Below are 18,218 nucleotides of genomic sequence, written 5' to 3'. Positions count from 1 at the left end.
TCAGGGTTTACTATACTCAGCAGAGCAAACCGTGCAGGAGGTGTTTATTATGTTAAAACGGCAGGAAAAATTTAACAGTACGAATCTAAGTATGCCCGATCCTTTGTCCCATCGGTTACGCTTTGAAGTGGAACAAACCTTGAGTTGTTTGTATGCGGATGCGTCATTGATAGATCAGATAGATCCTTTGTATCTGCCTTTTGCCACTTGGTTGAGCCAAAAATCGGGGAGTGGAAGAGGGCCCTTAATTGTTGGCGTTGGCGGTGCGCAAGGGTGTGGTAAAACAACTTTTTGTAGTGTTGTTAGCCGCATATTGAATAAAGGTTTTGATCTGAATTGTATTGTGTTGAGCTTAGATGATTTATACAGCACGTATCATGATCGGCTTAAATTTTCGAATGATACGACTTCTATGTTTTCTGTTCGAGGTGTGCCTGGAACGCATGATGTTGCTTTTGCGTTGACGCTTTTTGAAAGACTGAAAAACCTGAAGGATGGGGAGGTAATGAAGTTTCCTTGTTTTGATAAATCGGTTGATGATCGAAAAGCGGTGCATTTATGGCAAGAAGTTCAAGGCCCCGTTGATGTGGTTTTATTCGAAGGGTGGTGTGTTGGTGCGCCGCCTATAAATGACACTCTCTATCGTCCGATAAATCAACTTGAGAAAGAAATGGATGCCGATGGGGTGTGGCGAAACACGGTTAATCAACTGTTGAAAGACGATTATCAGAAGCTGTTTGCAAAAATAGACCTCATGGCATGGATGCAAGCGCCTAGTTATGACGTTGTATATCATTGGCGTAATAAACAGGAGCGAATGTTGGAAGACCATCTTCATGACATTCATGGGATCTTGCTTGATACGATTGATTTAAAAATAATGTCTTGTGATGAATTAAAACGTTTTATGCAATATTACGAGCGTTTGACACGTCATATGTTGGCTGTGATGCCGGAACGTGCGGATGTTCTTTTTAAATTAAATAAAAAGCAGGAAGTAATTGAAATGCGCTTTCCTGTTGAACATTAGATCGGTAGTTACTCGTCAACAGTCGAGTGGAAAACGTCAATATGATAGGCTATGGCAAATTGCGATAGCCTATTTTTTTGGAGTGTTAAGAATGAGCGAATTACTGCCATCTGTCTTAGTAGAAACAAACAGTCAGCCGGATGCGGCTATTATTTGGTTGCACGGTCTTGGCTCGGACGGACACGATTTTGAATCCTTGGTTCCGGCTATGTCGTTGTCACCAGACCTCAAAGTGCGTTTTGTTTTTCCCCATGCTCCCAAGCGACCCGTGACGGTAAACGGTGGCATGGTTATGCGTGCGTGGTACGACATTTATGAAATGACGCTAGATAGAAAAGTAGACATGGCAAATATTGATGAGTCTTGTTGCCAAGTGGCAGATTTGATACAGGATCAAATTGATAAAGGGATTGCCCCTAGCCGTATTATATTGGCTGGGTTTTCACAGGGTGGGGTGATTGCTTACCAAACCGCGCTACGAACTCAGCACACATTAGCGGGTGTCATGGCGCTATCAACTTATCTAGTGAATGGCGATGACGTACCAGATGCGTCGGAGTGCCCTAATGGTCTGACTCCAATTTTGATTCACCATGGTTTACAAGATGCTGTAGTGGCTCCAGTGTTGGCAATACAAGCTCGTGATCGTCTGCTGTCAAAAAACTTTGCGGTTTCGTATCAGAGTTATGACATGCCTCATGCTGTTTGTCCTGAGCAAGTAAAGGATATTTCAAGCTGGGTAAATGCTAGATTGGCTTAACCCCCACTATTTTTTATACAAGGTGTTTTTCATGTCTAAAGAGCATGTAGAGTGGTTGGGGTTTGCGAAAAATCTTGCGATAACGGCAGGGAGGTTAGTCATAGAAGCGAGGCAAAACTCAGTGTTTGTCCGTGACTATAAAGCAGATCATGAATTGGTGACATCTACGGATTTAGCGGTCGATCAGTACCTATGTTCGAGTATTGCTGAGCGTTATCCTTCTCATCGTATCTTGTCAGAAGAATCGTCCCCTAATATGAATCTTGGGGGAATTGCTGATGAAACGCCAGTTTGGGTGATTGATCCTATTGACGGTACGGTAAACTTTGCCCATGGTCATCTTCATGTTGCTGTGTCGATTGGTCTTTTTATTGGTCAGCAACGTATTTTAGGTGTGGTGAATGCGCCTTTCTTAGGTGAATGCTTCTGGGCGGTTAAAGGGGCAGGTGCTTATTGTAATGATAAAAAACTGTCGGTTTCTGGTGCCAAAGAGCTTAGGAATGCATTGGTTGCGACTGGTTTTCCTTATCAAAAAACAGCGTTGTCTCCCATAGTGGAGCGTGTCTCTCGTGTGTTGCATCATTGCCAAGATATCCGCCGTAATGGCTCTGCTGCACTGGACTTATGTTGGGTAGCAGCTGGGCGTCTGGACGCCTATTTTGAAAGTGTACAACCTTGGGATATGGCGGCTGGGGCTCTAATTGCAGAAGAAGCGGGTGCAACGGTTGGCGGTTACTTGCCTAAAATTGGCGCTTGGCCTGAGGTGGTGAATGGTGAAGGACTTTTGGTCTCGACGCCTGCGCTTTATGATGATTTGTTGAACGTGTTAGATATTTCAGTACCGTTCTGAGTATTTATTGAGCGTTCTCTGAGTACTGGTAATCGGTATGATGGTATAACTGCAATACAGGCTGATCATTATGGTGACCAGACGGTATATTTTTATTTATTTGGATGAATTATGTCTTTTACTGCATTTTTAATGGCCTTACTTTTATCTGTTGGGATTATGGCGATCTCTATTTGGTTTATTCGTCACCAACTTAAGTTAAACCGACGTCGAGAAGACAGTCTTCTGGCGGGCGAAAATCGCTTTATTGAAGAGCGCCAAAAGCGTATTGACAGCGTTCGTGTGCTGCTAAAAGTGGCGGGTACGGATGAAATAAACTGGATTGAAGCGAGCATTAGAATCAAGAATTTACTTGATCAATTGAGTGAAGATTTATCGGAGCATGAGGATATTTCTGCTTTTTATATCGTTACGGAAAAGACGCTGCATATTCCAACGCATGAGCAATGGAAAGACTTGCCTAAAGAGGCAAAGGTGAAATTTAGTAAGGAAATGGACGCGTATGAAAAAGAACATGCTGAGCATCTGGCACGCGCCAAAGTGGCATTAATGGCTTACTCTTTTTAGCGATGCTGATTGAGTTGCTTGTATCTATTGTTTTTCTCTTTCTACTTTTAGCTTCTTTGATGGTTTTTTTTATTCGTCATAAGTCAAAAGTCCCTTACTATAGATTAACGAAAGAACAATGTGTCGATCTATTAGTAAGGGCTGTTCAAGGGTGTTTGCCCGAGCATGAGTGGCATGCTTTCATTGGCATGAACATTAGAGATAATGAAGCGTTAGATGTTCTGCGAGAGCAATGCTTGTTGCTTGATGAGTCTGGAGTTAGAGGGACGTGCTTAGTTGATGGGCACTCTTGTGTGTCTTTTAATAAAAGTGGGATTGAACGATTAGAAGTACTGCTGGATGAATGGCGGTTTAAAACGGATTATTTGGTCTAATTGAGTTAATAATTGAAGTGGATGGGTTTAGATATGATGAATGATATGCAGGCGTTTTTTGAGCAAGGCTCTGAGTTAATGCCTTGGCTGGTTGATAGTGTTATGAACTTAATTGTTGGTATTGTTATTTTCTTTGTGGGTAAATATATTGCCTCTAAAGTAGCTAAATGGTGTGAAAATCGACTGCTTAAGTCTTCTGTCGATAAAGCGGTTGCGGGATTTGCATCAAGTATTTTATTCGCCTTAATGTTTGCTGGTATTGCCTTAATGGCACTTGGGCAAATTGGTGTTGAAACGACATCCTTTATTGCGATTTTGGGTGCTGCTGGTTTAGCGGTTGGCCTTGCATTGCAAGGTTCGTTGTCAAACTTTGCTTCTGGTGTTCTTATCATTTTGTTACGCCCATTCCGTTCAGGCGATTTTATTGATGCGGGTGGCCAAATGGGAACCGTGAATCGTATAGAGTTGTTCCATACTTACCTCAAGACACCTGATAATCGTGTGATTATCGTGCCAAACTCTTCAGTAATGAACGGTTCCATCGTGAACTTCTCAAGAGAGTCTACTCGTCGTTTAGACCTTGTCGTTGGTATTAGTTATGACGCCGATATTCGTCTAGCAAAACAAATTATGGAAGACATTGTTAATGCGGATGAGCGTATTTTAAAAGACCCTGCCTGTGTGATTGCGGTGTCTGAATTAGCGGATAGTTCAGTGAACTTCTTCTTACGCCCTTGGGTTGCGTCTGGCGATTACTGGACAGTGCGTGCGGATTTGTTGGAGAAAATCAAATACACATTTGACGAACGTGGTGTTGGCATCCCATACCCACAAATGGATGTGCATGTTCATAAACAAGAATCTTAATATTCTTGCCTAAGTAAAATGCCGTTGGGTGTTTAACCCGACGGCATTTTTATTTTTAATTACGCCACCGTTGAGTTTTTTTCATGAGTCGTTATCGCCCGCCCTCTCCGCCAAAGTCTGCCTATATCACCAAAGAAGGTGCTCAAGCCTTGTTGTCTGAATTAAAGTTTTTGTGGAAAGAGAAGCGCCCTGCTGTGACAGAAACGGTTCGAGAAGCCGCAGCGCAAGGCGATCGTTCAGAAAACGCGGAATATATATATGGCAAGAAGCAGTTACGCGAAATTGATGGTCGCGTTCGATATTTAGAAAAACGTTTGGATGTTTGTACGGTGGTTGATCGTTTGCCAACAGATCAGACTCGAATTTTTTTTGGTGCTTGGGTAACGCTAGAGAATGAAGAAGGGGAATTACGCACACACCGAATCGTTGGGCCAGATGAGTTAGATCATGATTTTTCTTATATCAGTATAGATTCTCCAGTGGCCAAGGCTTTGCTGAAAAAACAACAAGGCGATGAGGTTGTTATTCGTTTATCCGCAGGGGAGAAAACCTACTTCATAGACACCATCGAATATCGCCAAGTGTCTGTATGACGATGATCCACAACGGTATTGCTAATTGGCAACACTTAGCATTTTATCTGAGTTTATTATCTTCCTCCTATCCATTGTTTTCCCTCTAGATCATAAAGCGTGTTTTCAAATATTTAGACTGGAGTATTACTCTAAGAAAGGTCATATTTTGCAGACATTATGATGCTTTGTACGCAGCATCATAATGGTGCTTTTGACGATTTATATAGACTTCGTCATCTCTTCAAATGTGTCTTCAAGAAGTTTTGAGTGCGTTCTTGATCTGGATTGCTAAACAGTTTTTGTGGTGGGCATTCTTCAACCACTACGCCGCCATCCATAAACATGGCCCAGTCCGAAACATCGCGCGCAAATCCCATTTCATGTGTCACAATCAGCATGGTCATATGTTCTTCTGCTAGTCCACGCATTACCAAGTTAACCTCTTCAACCAGCTCTGGGTCCAAGGCTGACGTCGCTTCATCAAATAGCATTACTTTGGGCTTCATAGCCAGCGCCCGAGCAATGGCCACTCGTTGCTTTTGACCACCTGATAACCAGTTAGGAAATACGTCAGCTTTTTGAGCAAGGCCAACTCGGTCAAGCAATTCCATGCCCCATTCACGGGCCATTTTTGGCTCCATGCCCTTTAGCTTACGTGGCGCCAAGGTGACATTGTCAATGGTGGAGAGATGGGGGAAGAGATTGAAGTGTTGAAATACCATGCCCATATTTTGACGGATGTGGTTAATGTGTCGTTCAAATGCTAAGCCCTTCATATCAGGCCTATTTACTTGCACTCCGTCAAGAAATATTGAACCTTGATCAATCACCTCAAGGTGGTTGACTGAGCGTAGTAAGGTGCTTTTTCCGGATCCAGAAGGGCCAATAATGGATATGATTTTTCCGCGATTTACCGTCAAGTCTATGCCTTTTAACACTTCTAGATCGCCAAAACGTTTGTATACATTACGGATTTCTATCATCGGAGTATCGGTTTGATGTTCAGTACTCATTTTGTCTCCTACCCTTTTTCTGTAATCGGTTAAGTTTTAGCGACGATAAGCCGTTTTCCGCTCTAGCCAAGCTTGGCCGAGTTCCATAAAAATATTGACCATGTAATACATCACCGCGATAACGATGAAAAACTCAAATGGTCGGAATGTAACGCTGATTGCATACTGGGAGGCATACACTAATTCAGCGACACCAATGGCAGATAAGACAGACGTATCTTTCACCATCAAAATCATATTATTGCCAAGTTGCGGGATTGAACGAATGAAAGCCTGCGGCACAATGATGTAGAAAATAGTTCGAGCATGCCCAAAGCCAAGTGATCGTGACGCCTCATACTGACCGTTTGACACTGACTTTATAGTGGCAATGAAAATATCGGCATTATAAGCCATGTAGTGAAAACCGAGTCCAAGAATACCAACGAGGATAGCCGGAATGAGAATCCACTCGCCGAGTCCAAAATACAAAAAATAGAGTTGAAGCAACAGCGGTGTGGTCATGAATAGCCAGATAAAAAAGCGCAAAGGCCAGCTCACCACTTTATTGACATAAATTGAGATTACCGCTACCAGCAGACCTCCTACAATTGACATAAATGCAACGACGGTAGCCACGAGAAGGCCCACACCAAGGCCTTGTAATAAAGTTGGGAAGTAGGTTATTACCGGGGTGAAATCAAATTCCATCTGTATGGCCTCCTATAGAGTTGTGTAGCGCATTGCGCGACGATAGGCTAATTCGATAATACCCATGACCGCGTAAACGATGATGATGTACATCAATCCACTGAGAGTGAAAATCTCTAGGGGCTTATAGGTTGAACCAACCAAACGTTGTGCTTCATAAGTCAACTCAACCACGGATATGATGGAAACCAGTGAGGAATTTTTTACGACAACAATGGCCAATATCCCGACAGAACGAATCATCAGTGCCGCGGCTTGAGGCAATACAATAGACACCAATGTTTGTGCTCTGCCAAACCCCAGTGATCGTGCCGCTTCGGTTTGGCCGCTATTCACAGATTCGATGGAGCCGCGAATGGCTTCGCTCATATAGGCACCAATGTTGAAAGCGCCGACGAAGACGCCACAGGTGATAGGGTCAAGTCGTAAGCCAATGCTAGGCCCACCATAGAATACTAATAACAATTGGACAAAGTAGGGCGTTCCGCGAATTACGCTGATATAACCACGTGCAAACCAGCGGATGGGAGCAAAGCGGAAAGACTGCAAAAATACCAATCCACACGCGACAAAGAATCCAAAGAAGAGTGAACGGGCAGAAATATCGATCGTGATCCAGGCCGCCTTGATCAATAGGGGCGTGATCTCGACCATTAAATTGAAATCCATGGTCTTACCTTTTCATTTTTTCAGTGATAAAACGTACAAATGTTAATCACCAGTGACGCATAGTGTCTTAGTTACCGCGATCCAGCGTCGCGCTATGCGCGCCAACGTTCAAAGTGTTGACCAAAAAGGTGAGGCCTAAAGCATTCGTTGCAATAGGTTCACCTTCTATTTGCCTTTTACTCTATGTTGGCACCAACACCAATCCACTTATCGACCACAGACTGGTAAGTACCGTCAGCTTTAATTTCTGCTAGGGCCGTATTAAGTGCAGCAAGCAGTTCAGGCTTGTTTTTTTGAATGGAGATAGCCGCAGGAAAACGCGGTAATTTACCGACATCTACCATTTTAATATCGGCGTCGTTTTCTCTAATGGCAACCATTACTGGTACATCATCAGCGATCATAATATCGATGCGCCCAGTGGTTAGGCCATTCATCATGTCAGGTAATCCTTGAAAGGTCTGGTTACGCCAATTGCCGTTAGCATTTTCCACGGCCCATTGGTTACCAGTTTCACCCAAAGTCGAGCCGACTCGCTTGCCAGAGAAATCACCCAGGCCGTTAACATCGTCAGTATCGCCCGTTACCCAAACCGCTAGACCTGCGCTGTAGTAAGGGTCGGTAAAAGTAACCGCTTTTCGGCGCTCTTCAGTGTCGCTCATGCTACAAATACAGGCATCAAAACGGCCACCGACCATGGCGGCGATAATACCGTTCCAAGGGGATGACTGTACGTTAACTTCTACGCCCATCTTTTCAGCCAGAGCCTTGGCAATATCAACATCGAAACCGACTAGGTTGCCTTTGATGTCAACAAAACTAAATGGAGGGTAAGCACCGGAGTTAACCACTTGAAATACGTCGTTACGAATGTCATTGAGATCACGGGCCTGCACTGGCATAGCCATCATTGACACTGCACTTGCAACCACTGCGGCAGCAGCTAGAGATTGAGAAATTTTTTTAGTAAATGCCTTCATATTGCTATTCCCATTCAGTTTATTTTATAAAACGATGCATATTATTATGCATCGCAACTTTTTATACTGGTTAATAACTGGTCTTATTACGTGAGGATTACTTGTGATTGATATATTTTAAGTATCGATCGTTTTAATGATTTCTTTACTTGTCGATATATTAAATTTTTGTCTATCACCTTCTAAATTTTTGATATCAAACACAGACTCTTATTACTTTTTAACGACTGTCCATAAAGAAAAACGTTATCCAGTTCACTGAGAGTCAGATCGACCAGATGACCTACTTGGTCCAGCGCAACCTGGCTTTCGAGTTGCTTGATCATGCCGCGTTTACGGTGGGATGATCGCGTTCAATATTGCAGGTGATGGCTCCAGAGTTCGTATCAATGCGTCGACGCCCTTTAGTATCCCGGATATAAATGCCAGTGGTATGACTCACAACTAGCATGTCATCACTGATCAAGTAAAAAACAGCATGGTTAGACATTGTATTTTTCATTATCAAAAACAAGGTAGCGTTTTTTTGATTTAATTCATTATATGAACAACTAAAAAATAATTTCAACGAAAGATGTTCTTTATTTAGTCATAAAGTGTTTTATATTATTTTTTATATCAATGTTATTAGCTTAGCTAATACCTTATATTATTTTATATAATTTGACCTTAAATATATGGAACAATATATTGACTGGAAAGTGAAAAATTAATATTTAATAAGAAAGTTTATCATTTAGCTTTCATATGGTTTTAACTGACTTTTTATAATGAAATCTTGGCGCTTAATATTGACGTCATGATGGTTCTTCTAAGAATTAATAGAGCGAGCAATATGAAAATATACAGTCACGAAAATCAAAAGCTCCATAAGCCTAAAGGTTATTATTCTCGAGGGAAGATGCACCTGCCGCAAGAGATGCCTGAGAGGTTGGTTGAGTTATTAAAGGCACCTAAAGTAATGGGGTTAAAAGTCACAGATGCTATAGAAATAGGGATTGACCCTATTTTAGCAATACATGATTTAGGCTATGTTGATTTTCTAAAACACGGTTACGATGAATGGACGGCGTTGGGTGAGGAAATGGGAGAAGAGGTCCAAACCTCAATTTATGCGTCAACTAATAATGCTGGACTTGGTATCTTGGCAAAAGCAGCTCAATACCAAGCGGATGGTAGTGCCCCAATAGGCAAGTATTCATGGACATCTATCTACTGGTCTGCTCAAACCGCATTAAATGCGGCTGACTCATTATTAAAGGAAAGAATACCGCAGAATGAGATTCAAATATGTTTAACGAGACCGGCAGGCCACCATGCTCGAAAAAGCTCAGCGGGCGGTTTTTGCTATCTAAACAATGCGGCGATTATTGCTCAGCATTTGCGTCAGAAATATCAAAAGATTGCCATTATTGATACAGATATGCATCACGGTCAGGGCATACAAGAAATTTTTTATGATCGTAAAGATGTACTGTATACCTCTGTACACGGTAGTCCGATTAATTTTTATCCAGTGGTTGCAGGTCACGAGCACGAAAAAGGTCAGGGCGAAGGTTATGGCTATAATATTAATTATCCGATGCCTCATGGCACAGATGAAAAGGGGTTCTTTAGTTATGTGGATAAAGCGATCGATAATGTAACATTATTTAATCCAGATGTGATCGTTCATGTCTTGGGTTTTGATGTCTATAAAGACGATCCGCAAGCTAAATGTCATGTTAGTACACAGGGTTTTATGGAATTAGCAAAAAAAATGAAAGCACTAAATAAGCCCATTATCGTCTTAGTAGAAGGTGGTTACTGTATAGAAAAGCTGAGTGAAAACTTACAGGCTTTTTTGTCTGGATTTATATCAGAAGAAAAACAATAATTCTTTATATATGTTTACTTCACTATGTTTTTTATTTTGTGATTAAACTATCAAATAATATTGAATCATTCATTATAATGGCTGTTTTTTTGTATTACTGACCTCGATTTTTTCATTCATTACGTTGATAGGTTATTATGTCTCGTTTTAGATATATTAGGTCTGTTCGTTATGTCTTTATTTATTATAAAGCTATTGTCGTCCGGATATATATGTCGAAGAATGTGTGATTTTTATATACCCATCGTAAAGGAAATACGTTATGCGCTATGAAGTCATTGTTATTGGTGCTGGTATGGTTGGGACATCGATTGCGTGGCATCTTCAGAAAAATAATTCTAAGGTTCTACTAATCGATAAAAAATCGCCCGGATCTGAAACATCTTACGGTAATGCTGGGCTGATCCAACGAGAGGCGATTCATGTTCACCCTTTTCCAAGACAGCCGATTGAGTTGTTGAAAGTATTGCCTAATAAAAATACCGATATCCGTTATCGTTGGCCTGCGCTCCTTCGGTATCGCCAAGCGTTACTACAGTACTGGCGTTTTTCAGCGCAGTCTTCTGTCCAAAAAATTGAGAAAGAGTGGCAAACTCTCATTGAGCATTGTACGCGCGAACATCAGGAAATGATCACGGCAGCCAACGCCGAAAATTTGATCAGACGTGATGGCTGGATTGAAATGCATCGAACGGAAGCGAAATTTCAGGCGGCCGTTGAGGCCGCTAAGAATGGACGTGCACAGGGGGTTGAACATCACGTTCTTTCTCTGCCTGAATTAAAGAAATTAGAACCTAATGGTAACTTTGAAGGGTTTATTGGTGCCATTCACTGGTTAAATTCGTGGCAAGTTTCGAACCCCGGAGCCTTGGTGAAAGCCTATGCCAAAAGCTTCCAAGATATGCAGGGTTCAATATGTGAGTGTAGTGTCAAAGAAATTTTGCCCAGCGGTGATGGTTGGCAAATAATCACCGATGACGATATTTTTTATAGTGATCATCTAGTGATTGCAGCAGGGCCATGGTCTAACCAGCTGATAAAACCTTTAGGTTATGATTTACCTTTATTTCCGATGCGAGGTTATCACCAACACTTTGAAACAACACATCAAAATACTATTAATCATAGCTTGGTCGACATAGACAAAGGGTTTGTCATGGGGCCAATGCAGCAAGGTGTTCGTATTACCACAGGCGCAGAGATGACGCTAATGGAAGCGGAAAAAGACTTAGGACAACTGTCTGCTGTGTTGGCTTTTGCTAAAAAAATCTTACCGTTGAACGATCAAGTAGAGAGTGAACCATGGTGTGGATCTAGACCCTGTATGCCTGATATGAAGCCTGTGATAGGTGCTTCCGGTAAACACGCTAATTTGTGGTTCGCTTTCGGTCATGGCCATCAAGGCTTCACGCTGGGGCCAATTACAGGACGTATCATTGAAGAGTTAATTCACAATAAACCCGTGACGGTAGACGTTAGCGCATTTGGCGCTCAACGCTTCGCTAGCATGTAATAAAAAAATTATGGAATAGGAATAAATACCGATGCAAAAAATTAAGTATAACCAACGTATGAGCCAAATTGTTACTCACAATAAGACGGTATATTTATCAGGCCAAGTAGGGGCCATTGATGAAGATGTGGCGGCTCAGACGTTAACCTGCTTGAGTAAAATACAAGCATTGTTAGAAGAAGTAGGTAGTGATAAAACAAAAATACTATCAGCCACGGTATGGCTGAAAAGCATGACTGACTTTGAAGCGATGAATGCAGTATGGGATAAGTGGTTTGACGATACAATACCTCCAGCTAGAGCGTGCGGAGAATCACTTTTAGCGCACCCTAATTTGTTGGTGGAGATCACCGTCATCGCCGCTGAATAAAGGCTTAAGCACAAAAATCTTATATCATTGAAGGTGTTGAAAAAGCGATGTTGATCGTGATCTTGGACCTTTTAACATGAACTGTTTTTTTCATTTCAAACGACATCATAAATAAGAGAAAAGCTGCGCTATATCTAACTATGTTGTATTATCAATTGGAAATATGATGAAAAATCCACCAAAATTATGTGATTTTAAGTGTTAGAAAACCTAACGTATTTTGGTGTTTTTCGTTTTCAGATATAAACATATCTAAAATATAAGTGCTGTGATTTTTATGATAGAACAAAAATTAGCAGATAGTTTGAATTGGACGTTGCTTCATGTGCTAATTGTTATATATGAAGAGGGTAGTGTTAGTGCTGCAGCTAACCGTTTAAATATTACCCAATCGGCAGTCAGTCAAAGCCTCAAAAAGTTAGAAGAAAAGATTGAAAGCCAACTTGTTATACGTAATACCAAGCCTTTAAAACTTACACCAATTGGGCATTACTGTTTGCAAGTTGCTCAAACAATTTTCACAGAAATCACCTCCATTGAGGCGATGAAAGGAAGTAACTCACACCTTTTAGAAGGTGAGATTAAGCTTTTAGTGGCCAGCCGAATTCACAACCCAAAATACAATGACTTCCTCGTATATTTTAAAAAGAAGTATCCAAACATCACGTTGGATTTGATTGTGAAATCAAGCAAGGAAATTTTAAATGATATTAAACAAAAAAATCCTGCCATTGGTATTTGTTTAGGTAGACACACCCCTGAAATACTTAACCAAAAACTATTATTTGAACAACGATTTTATCTATATTGTGGGTATCATCACCCTTTGTTTTCAGCATCCAATTTGAGTTTAAATGACCTATTACAAGAAGATTTCATTGCGTTGGTTAGTGAAGAAATTGGTGATGTCCTCTCTCCAATTACGTTATTTAAAGAAGCTAATGGCTTAACTGGTCGCGTTAGTGCCTATACCAATAATTTAGATGAAGCGGTTCGTCTGATTTATACTGGATACGGTATTGGTGCTTTACCTGATCAATTTATTGCAGCGACTTACCTAGAATCCAAGCTTAGGCGTTTACCACCCAAAGAAGGGGTTGCTGACATACCTGTTCATATTTTTTGGCATAAGCACAGAATGTTGTCACTCATAGAAGCTAAGTTTATCGAAGAAATTGTAGAATTCGATATTGCAGTAAACGACCCGTCTAAAAACGAATGATCCGCTATGGTATGGCCCAATGGCAACATCCCGCATGGGTGAATTGGCTTTATCCCAGCGCACTCTCTTCCTCCGAAAGAATCGGGCGTTATTCAACGTTTTTTTCCACCGTCGAAGTCGGTAGTACGTTTTATACGAAAGTCGAACAGGCTCAGTTATTACGTTGGTTTGATGCGGTTGTTGATGATTTTCAATTTTGTTTTAAAGCCCCTCAAACCGTAACACATCGTTTGTCAGATAGACCTTGGAACGAAATTCAGCGGGATTGGTTGGCGTTTATCGAATCCCTGCGGCCATTGCAAAGCAAGCTTGGCCCGACAATGTTGCAGTTCCCCGCCACATGTGACGAGCGCTCTCTTGATAAAGTGTTGGCATTGTGTGATATGTGGACATTAGAAACGCCTTTGTCGGTTGAAGTGCGCCATTTAGCGTATTTTGATAAAACGCACACCGAACAATATTTATTAACCGGTTTGTCTGAGCGTGGTGTGAATAGAGTCGTGATGGATTCGAGGCCAGTATTTTCGACAGAAGCGTACTGCGAGAGTTTAGTCGATGCGCAAAGTAAAAAACCAAGAGTACCTTGTCATCCTATTGCGACGGCTCAGCATCCAGTGATTCGTTTTATTGGCCATCCGGATTTACCGCGCAATGATGTTTGGTTAGAGCAATGGGCGGCCAAGTTGTCTCAGTGGTTACTAGAAGGCCTGTCTCCGTTCGTTTTCGTACATTCATCCGATAACATCGCCGCGCCCACTCTCGCTGCTCAGCTGGATCAAAAAATTCAGCTTTTGAGCCCAAATTATCAGCCAGTATTGCAGCTTCCACAAAGTCAGGAACAGTCGAGTCTTTGGTAGTGCGTGACGTTGAATACTGTCTCGTCTATGGGGCTAATCGAGTCACTTCCGTTAGTAATCGGCTCAGTTGCTGCATCTTTTCTTCTCCCAATTTACCAATCAAACTGGCGTAAGCTTGGTCTATTTTAGGGCTGATTTCTTTAAAAATCTCCGTGGCTTTATCACTAAGCGACAACAAGGTGATACGTTGGTCGTGCTCTGAGCGATTTCGAATAATGAGACCATCGGACTCGAAGCGACTGATGATTCTGGTCAAACTGGGGCTTAAAATACAGCAGCGTTCAGCAAGCTGTTTAGCATCCAACTGACCATTATCATTTAGCACTCGGATAACTCGCCATTGCTGCTCTGTAAAGCCTGTTTCCTGAAGAATGGGGCGGAAGAATTGCATCGCCGATTCGCGTGATCTCAATAGTTGTAGCGTCAGAGAGTCTTCTAGTTTTTTCATAGGATTTTTAATAACAACTTGGTTATGGCGTTGGGTGTTCGGATTGATGTTAAGGACAAACATAAAACTACTTAATATGTTAACTACCCAATATAGCAAAATGCTTGCCAGCTTGCATAGATTAAACATCAAGTTATTTGGTGCTTACAATCTACTTAGTTCTTTTCAGTTGGCTGAGTTGTTTTCGAGCAATGTCTTAGGTGTGTCCAAACGGCAAGGCTCATGCAAGGGGGAAATTAGCAAAAATACGAGTTCTGGCGCCGAGTTAACAATAAGGGGAATGCATTGTGCGAAAATCGCACCATAGAAAAGTTGCTAACCATCTATTAAGCCAGTGGCCATGCTGGAGAAGAGTGTCATTCGTAGATTAAAAAAGCAAAAAATCCCGATTAAGGGATCTTTGCTTTTTGGCGCTATTAAAGAAAGCCAATAACCTAATGTACAGATTAGTTAAGTTGTTTTAACACGCTTTGCATTAGCTGCTTGAATTGGCTGTAGTCTTCTTCGCTAAACGCACCAAAAATATCGTCTTGTTGTTTGTTAGCGATGTCCCACAACCGCGCCGCCATGTCCTGGCCTTTTGCCGTTAATGCTAATGATTGAGTGATTAGACCTGTTTGCGTTAAGCGCTCTATCCCCGACTCCACATCAGTAGCGGGTATAGTGACTAATTCTTTTAATACATCAAGACTGACTTCTTGAGTGTCACTCAATACCAACAGTAAGCGAGCTTCGCTGGTATTTAAACCAATCGATGCTTGTTTTGGTAAGTAGTTTTCCTGAATTTTTTGCAAAACCTTATTCATTAAATAGAATGCATTGTTATTCAGTCTTTTTAACGTGTCGGCTGGTACGACAGTGTGATCGGATGACGCAGATCCAGTAAAGGGGATCGCACCAGCGTAGCTGCCTTGAACATACAGTAATGGATTACGGCCAACATGTTCAAAAACCACTACTTTACCAATCATGATCCAATGGTCACCACCATCGATCACCTGATGCTTTTCACATTGAAAGTTTGCTGTGGTGTCTTTAAGAATAGGGCTGTTGCCAGCGCCAAGATTATATTCTATACCAGCAAATTTATCGTCACTGGGCTTGGCGAAGTTATTGGATAAATCGATTTGGTCAGCCGCTAGAATATTGACGGCAAAATGTTCAGATTTTTCAAATATGTCATAGCTGCTAGAGGTTTTCACTAGGCTCCATAAAACCAATGGTGGGTCTAGCGAAACGGAATTAAAGCTGTTTGCCGTGACGCCGACTTTATTACCATCCGCATCCTGAGCAGTCACTACGGTCACGCCAGTGGCGAAGTTACCGAGTGCTCGTCTAAAATCTTTTGCATCGAAGTTCATAATCTTCTCTCTTATTCTTTTAAGTCTGATGGTCTCGCTCACAGTATATGGGCTTAGTAGTCGTACACTAAAGAAGGCTTGGGTCAGGCTCTAATCCCATTACTTCTCGACCAAATATTTGTGCGCACACATCGTAATCCGTGTAAGCGTGAGCGCCGGTGACATGGCTATCGCGGAACAACCGCTGAGCTTCTTTATCAAGATACCAATGACTTGCGCCCATGCTACTGAACAAACGATCAACGGCTTCAATGCACATTTTGACGACGTAAGCTTGATTAGTACGCCACTCGGCCAATTTTGCTTGATCAGGGTAACGGTGAGCTTCGGCGTATTCAGCGTGGTCTTCCCATGTTTTTTCTAGAAAAGCACGTGCCGCCATGACTTGATGAGACGATTCGGCAATACGTAACAAAGCGGGCGTAGCGGTACCCACCTTAGCGCCGGTATAAGCCCGAATTCGGCCCTGAGTTGCTTCTTTAAAGACGGCTAACATACGCTCTGAAATTCCTAAACTAATTGCCGAAAAGCCGGATGCAAAATAAGGGCGGTAGGGTGCGTAAAAGATCTTACTGTCAGGGTATAAGCCAAAGCCACCCGATTTACCTTCCATCATATCTTTGGCTTTTTGAATTCTGTGCTCTGGAACAAATTTGTCGCGAATCACGAGCGTTTTTGTACCACTGCCTTTCATCGCAGCGGCTTGCCAATCGTCATCAATGGTGTAATCCGTCGCAGGAATCAAGGCGAAACAATGGTCTTTTTTACCTTCCGCGTTATCTCGCAAGAAGCCACAAAGCGCCCATTGGGCATGATCACAACCGCTGCTCCAACGCATGTCGCCAGTAAACATAACACCGCCATCGGCTTCTAGATATTTGCCAAAAGGCGCAATACTGCTGCTGGCTAATGCGTCTGGGTCGTCTTTCCACATGTCATCTTGCGCTTGTTTAGGGAACAGACCAATTTGGTGATTGTGCGTACACAATAAGCTAAATGCCCATGCGGTACTGGCACAAGCCCCTGCCAGAGCAACAATACAGTCGCCAAATTCAGGCAAAGATATTTCGTAGCCACCGTAGGCTTTGGGTAAAAAAGCTTTATGAAGACCGACTTGCTTGAGCAAATCGATGCTTTCTTGTGGCGCTTGTCGAAGCTCTTCGGCCAAAGGCGCATTTTCTGCGATTTTAGGCAAGACAGTTTGTAATCGGGTAAGTAAAGGATTCGCTCTTTGCATGGTATTTACCTTAATTATTTTTGTATGGCACTTGAGTAAAAATCGATGTTTAAAGTATTCGCGTTATGACGACAGAAGAGAATGCAGATTTGAGATAATTGCTGGTACTTTTCTAGAATGTTAGAGGATTGGACGATACCTTACGATTAAATGGGCGACAGTATTGATGCGTGTTATGTCATTACTGTGTGTAGAGAGTACGAAAAATAAGCTCAATTTAAGGTTCATATTTTTTATAATACCAGTTGTATTTGTTTTAATTGATTATGATTAGGGTTATAAAATACTTATAATTCAGTTATTTATAGTTACATTAAGAGAATCTTCAATAGTATGAATTCACATGCATACTATTGGGCTGTTATGCGTTACAAATTCTAATAGTGGAGTAAACCAAAATTATTAAAAATTTAATATCAGATCGCATCGAACTAATATCATCCTCATCTGCCCATATTCGTATAGAGCTTGAAACACCACAGTTACTTTCTGAAAAACTAAATGCAGATGTTTCAAGTGATTGGCCTCCTGGTGAATATGACCGAGATGCCATGGCGTTTTTTCTTTCCTGTTTCGAAAATGGTGGTGAAGCCGCTAAGGGTTGGTATGGCTGGTATGCTATAAATATTGATCCCGTTTCAAGGAAAAGGGTTCTTGTTGGTTCAGGGGGTTATTTTGGTCCCCCAGATAGTAATGGCGTAGTAGAAATTGGCTATTCTGTGCTACCTGAGTGGCAGAGACAGGGCTATGCGACAGAAATAGTGAAGGCGCTTGTTTTACATGCATCGACCTTTGAAAAAACAAACAGTATTGTTGCTCATACCGCTCCGGAAAATGAAGCGTCAAAAAGAGTGTTGATTTTTAATGGTTTTAGGGAAGTTGGAGTTGATGACGGCAATCTACGCTTCGAGCATACTCGTTAGTCATGCCTCTTTGTTCTAAAGTGAAATTTTCATATA

21 protein-coding genes are annotated in these 18,218 nt (G+C 41.8%); 13 read left to right on the top strand and 8 right to left on the bottom strand.

Features of this window, described 5'->3' with window-relative positions:
* Positions 1-49 precede the first annotated feature (49 nt).
* The 7 genes from MP3633_RS15260 to greB all read left to right on the top strand — a co-directional run bounded on the left by MP3633_RS15260 (position 50) and on the right by greB (position 5,041).
* Complete coding sequence (locus MP3633_RS15260) at positions 50-1,030, top strand: hypothetical protein (protein WP_176336170.1); 981 nt, start codon at positions 50-52, stop codon at positions 1,028-1,030.
* Positions 1,031-1,121: 91 nt separating this feature from the next.
* Positions 1,122-1,790, top strand: coding sequence for an alpha/beta hydrolase (locus tag MP3633_RS15255; protein WP_176336169.1), 669 nt, complete (start codon positions 1,122-1,124; stop codon positions 1,788-1,790).
* A gap of 31 nt (positions 1,791-1,821) precedes the next feature.
* On the top strand, positions 1,822-2,640 hold the full coding sequence (locus MP3633_RS15250) for an inositol monophosphatase family protein (RefSeq protein WP_176336168.1): 819 nt from the start codon (positions 1,822-1,824) through the stop codon (positions 2,638-2,640).
* A gap of 111 nt (positions 2,641-2,751) precedes the next feature.
* Complete coding sequence (locus MP3633_RS15245; RefSeq protein ID WP_176336167.1) at positions 2,752-3,207, top strand: DUF2489 domain-containing protein; 456 nt, start codon at positions 2,752-2,754, stop codon at positions 3,205-3,207.
* 59 nt (positions 3,208-3,266) lie between these two features.
* The gene (locus MP3633_RS15240) at positions 3,267-3,581 is read left to right on the top strand and encodes a hypothetical protein (protein ID WP_244959679.1); all 315 of its coding nucleotides are present in this window, start codon (positions 3,267-3,269) and stop codon (positions 3,579-3,581) included.
* Between the two features lie 36 nt (positions 3,582-3,617).
* The gene (locus MP3633_RS15235; RefSeq protein WP_176336832.1) at positions 3,618-4,448 is read left to right on the top strand and encodes a mechanosensitive ion channel family protein; all 831 of its coding nucleotides are present in this window, start codon (positions 3,618-3,620) and stop codon (positions 4,446-4,448) included.
* A gap of 83 nt (positions 4,449-4,531) precedes the next feature.
* The gene (greB, locus tag MP3633_RS15230; RefSeq protein ID WP_176336165.1) at positions 4,532-5,041 is read left to right on the top strand and encodes a transcription elongation factor GreB; all 510 of its coding nucleotides are present in this window, start codon (positions 4,532-4,534) and stop codon (positions 5,039-5,041) included.
* Positions 5,042-5,256: 215 nt separating this feature from the next.
* On the opposite strand, the gene MP3633_RS15225 is transcribed toward greB, so the two are convergent.
* The 5 genes from MP3633_RS15225 to MP3633_RS15205 form a co-directional block, all read right to left on the bottom strand.
* Positions 5,257-6,036, bottom strand: coding sequence for an amino acid ABC transporter ATP-binding protein (locus MP3633_RS15225; RefSeq protein ID WP_425324749.1), 780 nt, complete (start codon positions 6,034-6,036; stop codon positions 5,257-5,259).
* A 36-nt stretch (positions 6,037-6,072) separates the two neighbouring features.
* Complete coding sequence (locus MP3633_RS15220) at positions 6,073-6,726, bottom strand: amino acid ABC transporter permease (RefSeq protein WP_112140997.1); 654 nt, start codon at positions 6,724-6,726, stop codon at positions 6,073-6,075.
* A 12-nt stretch (positions 6,727-6,738) separates the two neighbouring features.
* Positions 6,739-7,395 carry an amino acid ABC transporter permease gene (locus MP3633_RS15215; protein WP_176336164.1) on the bottom strand — a complete coding sequence of 219 codons (657 nt, stop codon included), beginning with the start codon at positions 7,393-7,395 and terminating at the stop codon, positions 6,739-6,741.
* A gap of 176 nt (positions 7,396-7,571) precedes the next feature.
* Entirely contained in the window at positions 7,572-8,375 is an 804-nt protein-coding gene (locus tag MP3633_RS15210; RefSeq protein WP_176336163.1) for a transporter substrate-binding domain-containing protein, read from the bottom strand.
* A gap of 322 nt (positions 8,376-8,697) precedes the next feature.
* Complete coding sequence (locus MP3633_RS15205; RefSeq protein ID WP_176336162.1) at positions 8,698-8,865, bottom strand: hypothetical protein; 168 nt, start codon at positions 8,863-8,865, stop codon at positions 8,698-8,700.
* 345 nt (positions 8,866-9,210) lie between these two features.
* Between MP3633_RS15205 and MP3633_RS15200 the strand changes: the two genes are divergently transcribed.
* The 5 genes from MP3633_RS15200 (at position 9,211) to MP3633_RS15180 (ending at position 14,213) form a co-directional block, all read left to right on the top strand.
* Positions 9,211-10,251, top strand: a complete 1,041-nt coding sequence (locus tag MP3633_RS15200) for a histone deacetylase family protein (RefSeq protein WP_176336161.1) — start codon at positions 9,211-9,213, stop codon at positions 10,249-10,251.
* Positions 10,252-10,513: 262 nt separating this feature from the next.
* Positions 10,514-11,764 (top strand): NAD(P)/FAD-dependent oxidoreductase, encoded by a 1,251-nt coding sequence (locus MP3633_RS15195; protein WP_176336160.1) that lies wholly within the window; start codon positions 10,514-10,516, stop codon positions 11,762-11,764.
* Positions 11,765-11,795: 31 nt separating this feature from the next.
* The gene (locus MP3633_RS15190; RefSeq protein ID WP_176336159.1) at positions 11,796-12,134 is read left to right on the top strand and encodes a RidA family protein; all 339 of its coding nucleotides are present in this window, start codon (positions 11,796-11,798) and stop codon (positions 12,132-12,134) included.
* A 277-nt stretch (positions 12,135-12,411) separates the two neighbouring features.
* Positions 12,412-13,356, top strand: coding sequence for a LysR family transcriptional regulator (locus tag MP3633_RS15185; RefSeq protein WP_176336158.1), 945 nt, complete (start codon positions 12,412-12,414; stop codon positions 13,354-13,356).
* 11 nt (positions 13,357-13,367) lie between these two features.
* A complete protein-coding gene (locus tag MP3633_RS15180) occupies positions 13,368-14,213 on the top strand; it encodes a DUF72 domain-containing protein (protein WP_244959677.1) in 846 nt (281 codons plus the stop codon).
* Positions 14,214-14,238: 25 nt separating this feature from the next.
* Here MP3633_RS15180 and hpaR read toward each other — a convergent pair whose 3' ends face one another.
* The 3 genes from hpaR to MP3633_RS15165 all read right to left on the bottom strand — a co-directional run bounded on the left by hpaR (position 14,239) and on the right by MP3633_RS15165 (position 17,259).
* Positions 14,239-14,724 carry a homoprotocatechuate degradation operon regulator HpaR gene (gene hpaR / locus MP3633_RS15175; RefSeq protein ID WP_244959675.1) on the bottom strand — a complete coding sequence of 162 codons (486 nt, stop codon included), beginning with the start codon at positions 14,722-14,724 and terminating at the stop codon, positions 14,239-14,241.
* A 383-nt stretch (positions 14,725-15,107) separates the two neighbouring features.
* Entirely contained in the window at positions 15,108-16,022 is a 915-nt protein-coding gene (locus tag MP3633_RS15170) for a p-hydroxyphenylacetate 3-hydroxylase reductase component (RefSeq protein WP_176336156.1), read from the bottom strand.
* Positions 16,023-16,089: 67 nt separating this feature from the next.
* A complete protein-coding gene (locus MP3633_RS15165; protein WP_176336155.1) occupies positions 16,090-17,259 on the bottom strand; it encodes a p-hydroxyphenylacetate 3-hydroxylase oxygenase component in 1,170 nt (389 codons plus the stop codon).
* A gap of 398 nt (positions 17,260-17,657) precedes the next feature.
* Here MP3633_RS15165 and MP3633_RS15160 point away from each other — a divergent pair, with 398 nt between their 5' ends.
* Positions 17,658-18,182: a GNAT family N-acetyltransferase gene (locus tag MP3633_RS15160; RefSeq protein ID WP_342356115.1), complete on the top strand. Its 525-nt coding sequence runs from the start codon at positions 17,658-17,660 to the stop codon at positions 18,180-18,182.
* The last annotated feature ends 36 nt before the right edge of the window (positions 18,183-18,218 follow it).

Origin of the sequence: Marinomonas primoryensis, from assembly GCF_013372285.1 — a bacterium.
Classification (GTDB): Bacteria; Pseudomonadota; Gammaproteobacteria; order Pseudomonadales; family Marinomonadaceae; genus Marinomonas; species Marinomonas primoryensis.
The sequence above is the reverse complement of the archived record's forward strand: the minus strand, read 5'-3'. Positions and strand labels throughout refer to the sequence as shown.

Bases quoted from the DNA above. Each gene is read 5' to 3' on its own strand.
- MP3633_RS15260 (WP_176336170.1), top strand. From the start codon at position 50: ATGTTAAAACGGCAGGAAAAATTTAACAGTACGAATCTAAGTATGCCC.
- MP3633_RS15255 (WP_176336169.1), top strand. From the start codon at position 1,122: ATGAGCGAATTACTGCCATCTGTCTTAGTAGAAACAAACAGTCAGCCG.
- MP3633_RS15250 (WP_176336168.1), top strand. From the start codon at position 1,822: ATGTCTAAAGAGCATGTAGAGTGGTTGGGGTTTGCGAAAAATCTTGCG.
- MP3633_RS15245 (WP_176336167.1), top strand. From the start codon at position 2,752: ATGTCTTTTACTGCATTTTTAATGGCCTTACTTTTATCTGTTGGGATT.
- MP3633_RS15240 (WP_244959679.1), top strand. From the start codon at position 3,267: ATGGTTTTTTTTATTCGTCATAAGTCAAAAGTCCCTTACTATAGATTA.
- MP3633_RS15235 (WP_176336832.1), top strand. From the start codon at position 3,618: ATGAATGATATGCAGGCGTTTTTTGAGCAAGGCTCTGAGTTAATGCCT.
- greB (WP_176336165.1), top strand. From the start codon at position 4,532: ATGAGTCGTTATCGCCCGCCCTCTCCGCCAAAGTCTGCCTATATCACC.
- MP3633_RS15225 (WP_425324749.1), bottom strand. From the start codon at position 6,036: ATGAGTACTGAACATCAAACCGATACTCCGATGATAGAAATCCGTAAT.
- MP3633_RS15220 (WP_112140997.1), bottom strand. From the start codon at position 6,726: ATGGAATTTGATTTCACCCCGGTAATAACCTACTTCCCAACTTTATTA.
- MP3633_RS15215 (WP_176336164.1), bottom strand. From the start codon at position 7,395: ATGGATTTCAATTTAATGGTCGAGATCACGCCCCTATTGATCAAGGCG.
- MP3633_RS15210 (WP_176336163.1), bottom strand. From the start codon at position 8,375: ATGAAGGCATTTACTAAAAAAATTTCTCAATCTCTAGCTGCTGCCGCA.
- MP3633_RS15205 (WP_176336162.1), bottom strand. From the start codon at position 8,865: ATGTCTAACCATGCTGTTTTTTACTTGATCAGTGATGACATGCTAGTT.
- MP3633_RS15200 (WP_176336161.1), top strand. From the start codon at position 9,211: ATGAAAATATACAGTCACGAAAATCAAAAGCTCCATAAGCCTAAAGGT.
- MP3633_RS15195 (WP_176336160.1), top strand. From the start codon at position 10,514: ATGCGCTATGAAGTCATTGTTATTGGTGCTGGTATGGTTGGGACATCG.
- MP3633_RS15190 (WP_176336159.1), top strand. From the start codon at position 11,796: ATGCAAAAAATTAAGTATAACCAACGTATGAGCCAAATTGTTACTCAC.
- MP3633_RS15185 (WP_176336158.1), top strand. From the start codon at position 12,412: ATGATAGAACAAAAATTAGCAGATAGTTTGAATTGGACGTTGCTTCAT.
- MP3633_RS15180 (WP_244959677.1), top strand. From the start codon at position 13,368: ATGGCCCAATGGCAACATCCCGCATGGGTGAATTGGCTTTATCCCAGC.
- hpaR (WP_244959675.1), bottom strand. From the start codon at position 14,724: ATGTTTGTCCTTAACATCAATCCGAACACCCAACGCCATAACCAAGTT.
- MP3633_RS15170 (WP_176336156.1), bottom strand. From the start codon at position 16,022: ATGAACTTCGATGCAAAAGATTTTAGACGAGCACTCGGTAACTTCGCC.
- MP3633_RS15165 (WP_176336155.1), bottom strand. From the start codon at position 17,259: ATGCAAAGAGCGAATCCTTTACTTACCCGATTACAAACTGTCTTGCCT.